This window comes from Binatus sp. (SeqCode), assembly GCF_036522015.1.
GTDB lineage: Bacteria > Desulfobacterota > Binatia > Binatales > Binataceae > Binatus.
The window spans coordinates 1-7,029 of record NZ_DATDGQ010000411.1 but is presented as its reverse complement, the minus strand read 5'-3'; the positions used below and the strand labels follow the sequence as shown (position 1 = coordinate 7,029).

Below are 7,029 nucleotides of genomic sequence, written 5' to 3'. Positions count from 1 at the left end.
CCGGCGAAGCTTCCAGACCTCGCACACCATCTAATGTAGCCGAGTATTTCGGGCGGCTGGCCGACACTTATGGCGACGGCGCGTACTACGGAAATCGTCGCAGCGCTGTGCTCGACGCGCTGGCGGGCGAGATCGCAAATGCGCGAGACCTGCTCGATGCTGGATGCGGCAACGGCGCCTATCTGAAGAAGTTTGTCGAAGCGCGCGACATTCGCACAGTCACTGGTATCGACTTAACGTTCGACATGCTGCAATCTGCGCGCAATCGAGTCGGCGCGAAATGCCGGCTGCTGCGCGCGAACGTGTCGCGGCTGCCGTTCAAGCCGGAATCATTCGACTTCATTTTTGCGAGCCACGTGTTGCAGTTCGTCGCAGATGCCGATCTCGAGGACGTCGTGGCGGAGTTTGCTCGATGCCTCCGTCGCGGCGGAATGCTGGTAGCGACGGGCAGACGGGGCGACAGCGCTCGACAGATGATGAGCGCGATAGTCGGTGCCGAGCGCTGGCGCGAGTACCAGGAGGTAATCTTCCGGCGCGCGCCGCGCCGCGAAGCCGATGCGCGTCCCAAGGACCGCTTCCAGAATGCGTTTGTCAAGGCGGGTCTGCGCGTCGAGGAACGCGCTGCGCCGTTCACCGTCACATGGGCGGACATCGATGAGTGGATCAGAATCAGGTGGATGCCGTTGATACCGGAGGGCGAGCGCGAGCGCGCCGATACGATGCTCGCGGAACTTGCAAAGATGGGAACGTCGCGGAGCTGGGCGCAACACGAACCACTGATCCTGGGCAGGTGGGATAGCTGAGAGTGGGAAGGACCGCCGCGCGATTTCAGAAACCGGAACCGGCTTCGCGTGCGCGAAGCTGTCCGGAAGCCCCCGTTCCTCCCGTCGCTAACGCTCCCGTCGTCAGGATGACAAATTGGGGCTCGCGTTGCTCGCTCTGTCAGGATTAAAAAGACGCGCGCTCGCGATGCTCGCTACCAGGATGACGGATTAGGCATTTGACGAGGGCGGCTTTAACCTAGTAGCTAACGGACAAATGCAACTGGCGGGGAGTTTTGCGCCGATGCCTACGCAGACGAAATACACCGACGTTAAAGGATACGCGACTTACTACTACTACAGCGGCGCTACGACGCTGCCCGACGTGGTGCCGGACTTCTCGCGCGGGCGCAAGATTTTGTTTGTGCATGGCGCGGGATCGAATGGGCACACGTGGCATCGGCAAATCGAGGCGTTCGGCGGCAAGCACAGTCCGATAGCGCTCGACCTGCCGGGGCACGGGCGGTCGGCGGGCGTCGAAGGACTGCGCACGGTTCACGACTACGCGGATTTCGTCGCGGCGTTTCTCGATGCGCTGAAGATCAAGTCGGCGGTGATCCTGGGGCATTCGATGGGCGGGGCGATTGCGATGGACCTTGGGCTGCGCCATGCGGCGCGGGTCGAGGCGCTGATCCTCAGTTGCACGGCGCCGAAGTTCAACCTGACACCGGATCGAATCGAGGCGTTGCGGGCGATCACGATGGGGCGCGCGCCGCAGTCGTTCAACACCGACGGCTATTCGCCGAAGACGGTGAAGGAAAACTTCGACGTCATTCGCGAAGGCTGGATGGAACAAATCAAAACAGATCCGCGCGTGCGCTATACCGATATCCTCGCGTGCTCGGAAGTCGATTTGCGCGAGTCGATCGCGAAGATCGACAAACCGACGCTGGTGCTCGCCGGCGCCGACGACAAGGGCACCACACCGGCCGACGCGGAATTTATTGCGGGCAAGATTCGCGGTGCGGCCGCCAAGATTATTGCGGACGCCGGTCACTTAATTCCGCGCGAGCGTCCCGCCGAGTACAACGCCGCCATCGAACAGTTCGTTTTTTCACTGACGGACTCAAGTAGGAATTCGAGATGAGTTTAAGCCGCAAGACCGCAGTGGCCGGAGTGTTTGAGCATCCGACGCGATTCGCGCCGGACAAAAGTCTGTTCCAGATTATGGCAGAGAGCGTGCGGGGCGCGCTGGACGACGCCGGGCTCACGATCAAGGACGTGAACGGGCTGTGCACGACCGGAATCGGGATGAGCGGGATGGGAATCGTCGGCTTCTGCGATTACCTGAACCTGACGCCGAACTTCGTCGATTCGACTTCGATTGGCGGGTCGTCGTTCGTCGCGCATACCGCGCACGCCGCAGCCGCGATTCACGCGGGGCTGTGCGACGTATGCGTCGTGGTTTACGGATCGACGGCGGCGTCGTCGCGCTTTGCGATCGGCACCGGCGGCGGGGGCGGCGGTGGTGGCGACCCATGCGACCAGTACGAAATTCCGTTCGGGCCGACGACGGTCGGGTCGTACGCGATGGTCGCGCAGCGCCATATGCATGACTACGGGACGACGTCGGAGCAGCTCGCGGAGATTGCAGTCACGATGCGGCTGCATGCGTCGATGAATCCCGCGGCAAAGTACCGCGAGCTCATCACAGTGGAGGACGTGCTCGCGTCGCGAATCATCTCGTCGCCACTGCACCTGCTCGATTGCTGCATCATCAGTGACGGCGGCGGCGCGCTGGTGATCACGTCGGCGGAGCGCGCGCGCGATTTGAAGAAGAAGCCGGTTTATATTCTCGGCACGGGCGAGACCGTGCGGCACGCGGCGCGCGGGCAGCGCGACTTTTTAGAAATTGCGGCAAAGCAGTCGGGGCAGCTCGCGTTTGAGCGCGCCGGGGTCGCGCACAAAGACATCGACATGGCGATGATCTACGACTCGTTCACGATCACCGTGCTGGCGACGCTGGAGAATCTCGGCTTCTGCAAGCGCGGCGAGGGCGGGGCGTTCGTGTCGGGCGGGCGACTGCGCTTCGACGGCGAATTTCCAATCAACACCGACGGCGGCGGTCTGTCGTCGAACCATCCGGGGATGCGCGGGATTTTCTTGGTGATTGAAGCGACCAAACAACTGCGCGGCGAATGTGGACCGCGGCAGGTCAAGGATTGCGAAATCGCGCTCGCGCACGGCACCGGCGGCACGCTCGGCACGCGGCATTCGGGCGCGACGCTTATCTTAAGCAATCAGTAAATCGAGGGCGGACGAAAAATCATGGCCGAACAGACGCAGACGAAGAAATACGCGAAGCCACTACCGCATCTCGATGAAGAGAATCGGCCGTGGTGGGAGGCGCTCCAGCGGCACGAGCTTTACCTCCAGAAATGCGGGAAGTGCGGCGACCTGCGCTATTACCCGCGCGCGCTATGCACCAATTGCATGTCGTCGGATACGCAATGGATCAAGTGCAGCGGGCGGGGCAAGGTTTATACGTTCACGACGACCTATCAGAACCAGGCGCCGGGATTTCGCGAATCGATCCCGTACATTATGGCGTACGTCGAGCTGGACGAGGGCGTGAAAATGCTCACCAACATTATCGACTGCGCGCCGGAACAGGCTAAGATAGGGATGCCTGTCGAGGTCGTATACGAGGACGTCACGCCCGCGGTGACGCTCGCGAAATTTCGCCCGGCGAGGTGAGGGCACATTCCGAGTGAGTACAATCCTTGATCTCCACACGCATAGTGAAGCATCGGAAGACAGCCGCGCACCGGTAGAGGCGTACCTCAACTGGATCAAGCTGCGGGCGGCCGAGCGGCCGGTCGATGGAATCGTGTTGACCGAGCATCGCCAGTTCAATCGCGGCGGCGACTACCGCGCGCTCGAGGACAAGTTCGGCACGCTGGTGCTGCGCGCGTCGGAAGTCGAGACCAACTACGGGCACATGCTGGTGTTCGGGGTGAACGACGACATGGTCAAGCGATTCGATTTTGCCGACGTGCACCTCGACGCGCAGACCTTGATCAATGAAGTGGCGCGGATGGGCGGAATCGTCGTGCCGTGCCATCCCGGGCGGCCGAATATCGGGATGTACGAGCACTATCAGAGCAAGCCGCCGCTGGAGAACGTAGTCGCGGTCGAAAGGCTGAACGGCGGATCGCGCAAGGGTGAGGACGAGCGCAGCGCGGAGCTGATCGCGAAGTACGGTTTCGCGGCGACCGGCGGTTCCGACAGTCATTTGGTGAGTCTGATCGGGCTGTGCGCGACGAAGTTCAGCGCGTACATCAAGACGATCGAAGACCTGGTGCAGGAACTAAAAGCCGGCAATTACGAGCCGGTGGATTTCCGGCCGCGGCGCAAAGCGGTGCCGCATGCGGTCCCGATGGAAACGCCGTAACGAGCGAGATATCACGATGGCAGTCAATTACGATCCGGCGCTGATTAACAAGGTCTTCGAAGTGACCGAGCCTGTCGAGGTCAAGGCTGAGAAGATCACACGGTACTGCGCGGCGCTCGGCGAGACCAATCCGATCTACACGGACGAGGACGCGGCGAAGAAAGGGCCGTACGGCGGGATCGTCGCGCCGCCCTCGTTCGCGGTGACGTTCCGCAACGGGCGGCATTTCTTCGAGAACGTGCCGCGCTTCGGACGCCGCGGCTTCGACGCCGGCAAGGATGTCGAGTTCGTCTCGCCGATCAGGCCGGGTGACAAGGTGACGTTGACCTCGCACGTGAAGGAAATCTTCGAGAAGACGGGACGGACGGGCACGATGGTGTTCGTGGTGATCAGATCGACGCTGAAAAACCAGAAGGACGAAGTGCTGGCCCATATCGACCATCGCTTCATGAACCGCACGTGACCAACTTCGACGAGATCAATATCGGCGACACGCTCGGGCCGCTCGAGCTGTTCGTCAGCAAGGATCAGTGCCGTGCCTACGCCAAGCTGATGGGAATGGGCGAGATCGCCGGACGCTTCACCGACGACGAAGCGGCGAAGAAAGAAGGGCTGCCCGGAATGATCCTGCCGGGCAACATGAGCCTTGGGCTGTTGTCGAAGCTGGTGACGGATTGGATTGGTTCGAGCAACGCGTGGCTGAAGCAGATGAGCACCACTTATCGCGTGCCGGTGCAGCCCGATCATGCGATCACGATTCACGGATTTATCACAAGTAAGAATCCCGCTGATCGCACGGCCGAAATCGACGTGTGGATGGAGAACGAAGAGGCAGAGCGCCTCGTGACGGGGACGGCGACGGTCGAGTTCAGGAAGTAGCGGACAAACGAGGAACTTGACTCTTAGTGAAACCCGCCGTGGGTTTCACGCTTCCTTGGGCAGGGGTGACCTCCTTCGGCTTCGCTCAGGACAGGCTCTGCACCCAGTGAAAAGTACTCATCGCAAAATGGCGAGGACGCCATTTTGCTCTCAGGTTCTTTTTTGGCGGCAGGAATCGAGCTTGAACTAGATCGCGCGGAGTTCGGTTGCGATATCGCCGCGAGTGGCGAGAGTCGCGGGGATGAAACCGCTGGCGGCTCCGATTAGAGCGGCGATCAGAAAGCTGTAGGCGACGATTCGCGGTGACAACGTCAGCGCCATTGCGAGCGGACCGAGAGCGCCCGAGACGTGCGGCAACAGGTCGAAGCCGAGGTAGGCGAGGGCGCATCCGAGCGCGCCTCCGGTCACGCCGACTATCAGTCCCTCGACCAGGATTCGCGCGACGATCGAGTTGCGGGTGAATCCAATCGCGCGCATCACCGCCATTTCGTGACGACGCTCGCGCACCGCCATCGCGGCCGTGTTGGCGGCGACCAGCGCGATCGTGAACATCACGATTGCCGCGAGAAACTTTGCGCCGTTAAGCATCAGGCTCAGGGTACCGCCCTCCTGGCTTTTGATCAGCGCGACTTCGGTTTCGGTGGCCGTCTCGTTGGGCGAGTTGGCGAACATCTCGTCGATGGCGGCGATAACTTCTGGCGATGATTTCGAGCTGTCCACCTTCACCCAGAACAGGTTGGCGGTGCCGGGCCTGCCCAGCAGTTCTTCCATGTAGTCGCGCCGGAAGATGATGCGGGGACCGGCGGCTTCCTCGTTCAGTACGCCGACGATCGTCAGTTGCAGATCCACCGGATACATCGTGCCGCGCAGCATGAACGTCTGGCCGACTTTCCAGCCATAAACCTTCATCAAATTGGTTGCGACCAGGGCGGCGGTGCGCATGCTTTTGAAATCGTGATCGGCTTCCGCGCTGATATCCCAATCGGGAAAGATTTCGCCGATATGGTCGGCATCCACGGCCAGGACGCCGAGCTGTTCGTTCGGATCGCGGTAAGTCGCCATGAAGATGCTGTAGGCGGCGACGGCCTCGACGTGCGGCAGTGCCTCTATTCGGCGGCGGTAAGACTCGGGCAGCATGTAGAAAAGACTGGCCTTGCTGTGAGTGATGAGGCGACGCGAGTTCGCGCGATCGCGCAGAACCTGGTTGAGCAGACCGGGCAGGCTGATCAGCGACGCGAAGATGAAGACCGAGACGGTGATCGACAGCGTAGTAAGAATCGTACGGCGCTTGTTGCGAGTGAGGTTGCGGAGCACGAGGGAGAGATAGTTCATGGGAGAACTTAATCTTAGTGAATCCCGCGGTGGGTTTGCAGAGGGGGTATTACCTCTCCCCTCGGGAGAGGTCGACGCGAGTCCGCGTAGCGTCGGGTGAGGGCGCTGGCATCGAGCTGGATGCGTGCGCCCTCACCTGCGCCGGAGGCGCGTCCTCTCCCGAAGGGAGAGGTATAGGAGACTGAGCTCGCCGGACTTCTACACCAGCAGGGCGCCGCGGAAGGGTTCGTCTCTTGGCGGCGGGAATTGGAGCAGGTTGATAGCCCATTTGCGGGCCTGGCGCAGCGCGTCTTCAGCGCGGCGGAAGATTCTTTCGCGGTACATCACCGACCAGACGTACGCATCGACTGACGGCTCGTCGCCGAGCGTGATGTCGAGCATCCAGTCTTCGAGTTGCGGGCCGCAGATCAGCAGTCGCACGACGCGTCCGTGATCGATCACGATACCGCGTGCCTCGCGCGGGATGCGGAACTCGTCCTTGACGCGCTTGATCACGTTGGCCGGCGCGTGCTGTTCGGTCATCGCGACGTCGGCCCAATCGCCCTGCGGCGGATTGGCCTCGCGCGCGATGCGCAGGTTGTTGTCGGTGAGATCTTCCTTGGC

At 61.6% G+C, this 7,029-nt stretch carries 9 protein-coding genes; 7 read left to right on the top strand and 2 right to left on the bottom strand.

The annotated features are described in order from the left end of the window. The 7 genes from VIW95_RS17325 to VIW95_RS17295 all read left to right on the top strand — a co-directional run. On the top strand, positions 1–803 hold an 803-nt coding region (locus VIW95_RS17325; protein WP_331588896.1), incomplete at its 5' end, for a class I SAM-dependent methyltransferase. A 262-nt stretch (positions 804–1,065) separates the two neighbouring features. Next, on the top strand, positions 1,066–1,908 hold the full coding sequence (locus VIW95_RS17320) for an alpha/beta fold hydrolase (RefSeq protein ID WP_331588894.1): 843 nt from the start codon (positions 1,066–1,068) through the stop codon (positions 1,906–1,908). Continuing rightward, the gene (locus VIW95_RS17315) at positions 1,905–3,068 is read left to right on the top strand and encodes an acetyl-CoA acetyltransferase (RefSeq protein WP_331588892.1); all 1,164 of its coding nucleotides are present in this window, start codon (positions 1,905–1,907) and stop codon (positions 3,066–3,068) included. Before VIW95_RS17320 ends, VIW95_RS17315 begins: the two co-directional genes overlap by 4 nt. 21 nt (positions 3,069–3,089) lie before the next feature. Then, positions 3,090–3,518, top strand: a complete 429-nt coding sequence (locus tag VIW95_RS17310; RefSeq protein ID WP_331588890.1) for a Zn-ribbon domain-containing OB-fold protein — start codon at positions 3,090–3,092, stop codon at positions 3,516–3,518. Between the two features lie 13 nt (positions 3,519–3,531). Then, complete coding sequence (locus VIW95_RS17305; protein ID WP_331588888.1) at positions 3,532–4,215, top strand: PHP-associated domain-containing protein; 684 nt, start codon at positions 3,532–3,534, stop codon at positions 4,213–4,215. Between the two features lie 16 nt (positions 4,216–4,231). Further along, the gene (locus VIW95_RS17300) at positions 4,232–4,678 is read left to right on the top strand and encodes an FAS1-like dehydratase domain-containing protein (RefSeq protein WP_331588886.1); all 447 of its coding nucleotides are present in this window, start codon (positions 4,232–4,234) and stop codon (positions 4,676–4,678) included. After that, positions 4,675–5,094, top strand: coding sequence for a MaoC/PaaZ C-terminal domain-containing protein (locus VIW95_RS17295; protein ID WP_331588884.1), 420 nt, complete (start codon positions 4,675–4,677; stop codon positions 5,092–5,094). Before VIW95_RS17300 ends, VIW95_RS17295 begins: the two co-directional genes overlap by 4 nt. A gap of 186 nt (positions 5,095–5,280) precedes the next feature. On the opposite strand, the gene VIW95_RS17290 is transcribed toward VIW95_RS17295, so the two are convergent. Both VIW95_RS17290 and VIW95_RS17285 read right to left on the bottom strand, forming a co-directional pair. Next, positions 5,281–6,426, bottom strand: a complete 1,146-nt coding sequence (locus VIW95_RS17290) for an ABC transporter permease (RefSeq protein ID WP_331588882.1) — start codon at positions 6,424–6,426, stop codon at positions 5,281–5,283. A 198-nt stretch (positions 6,427–6,624) separates the two neighbouring features. After that, positions 6,625–7,029: hypothetical protein (locus VIW95_RS17285; protein WP_331588880.1), on the bottom strand; the 405-nt coding region annotated here is incomplete at its 5' end.

Coding starts and splice junctions, on each gene's coding strand:
- VIW95_RS17320 (WP_331588894.1), top strand. CDS start 1,066: ATGCCTACGCAGACGAAATACACCGACGTTAAAGGATACGCGACTTAC.
- VIW95_RS17315 (WP_331588892.1), top strand. CDS start 1,905: ATGAGTTTAAGCCGCAAGACCGCAGTGGCCGGAGTGTTTGAGCATCCG.
- VIW95_RS17310 (WP_331588890.1), top strand. CDS start 3,090: ATGGCCGAACAGACGCAGACGAAGAAATACGCGAAGCCACTACCGCAT.
- VIW95_RS17300 (WP_331588886.1), top strand. CDS start 4,232: ATGGCAGTCAATTACGATCCGGCGCTGATTAACAAGGTCTTCGAAGTG.
- VIW95_RS17290 (WP_331588882.1), bottom strand. CDS start 6,426: ATGAACTATCTCTCCCTCGTGCTCCGCAACCTCACTCGCAACAAGCGC.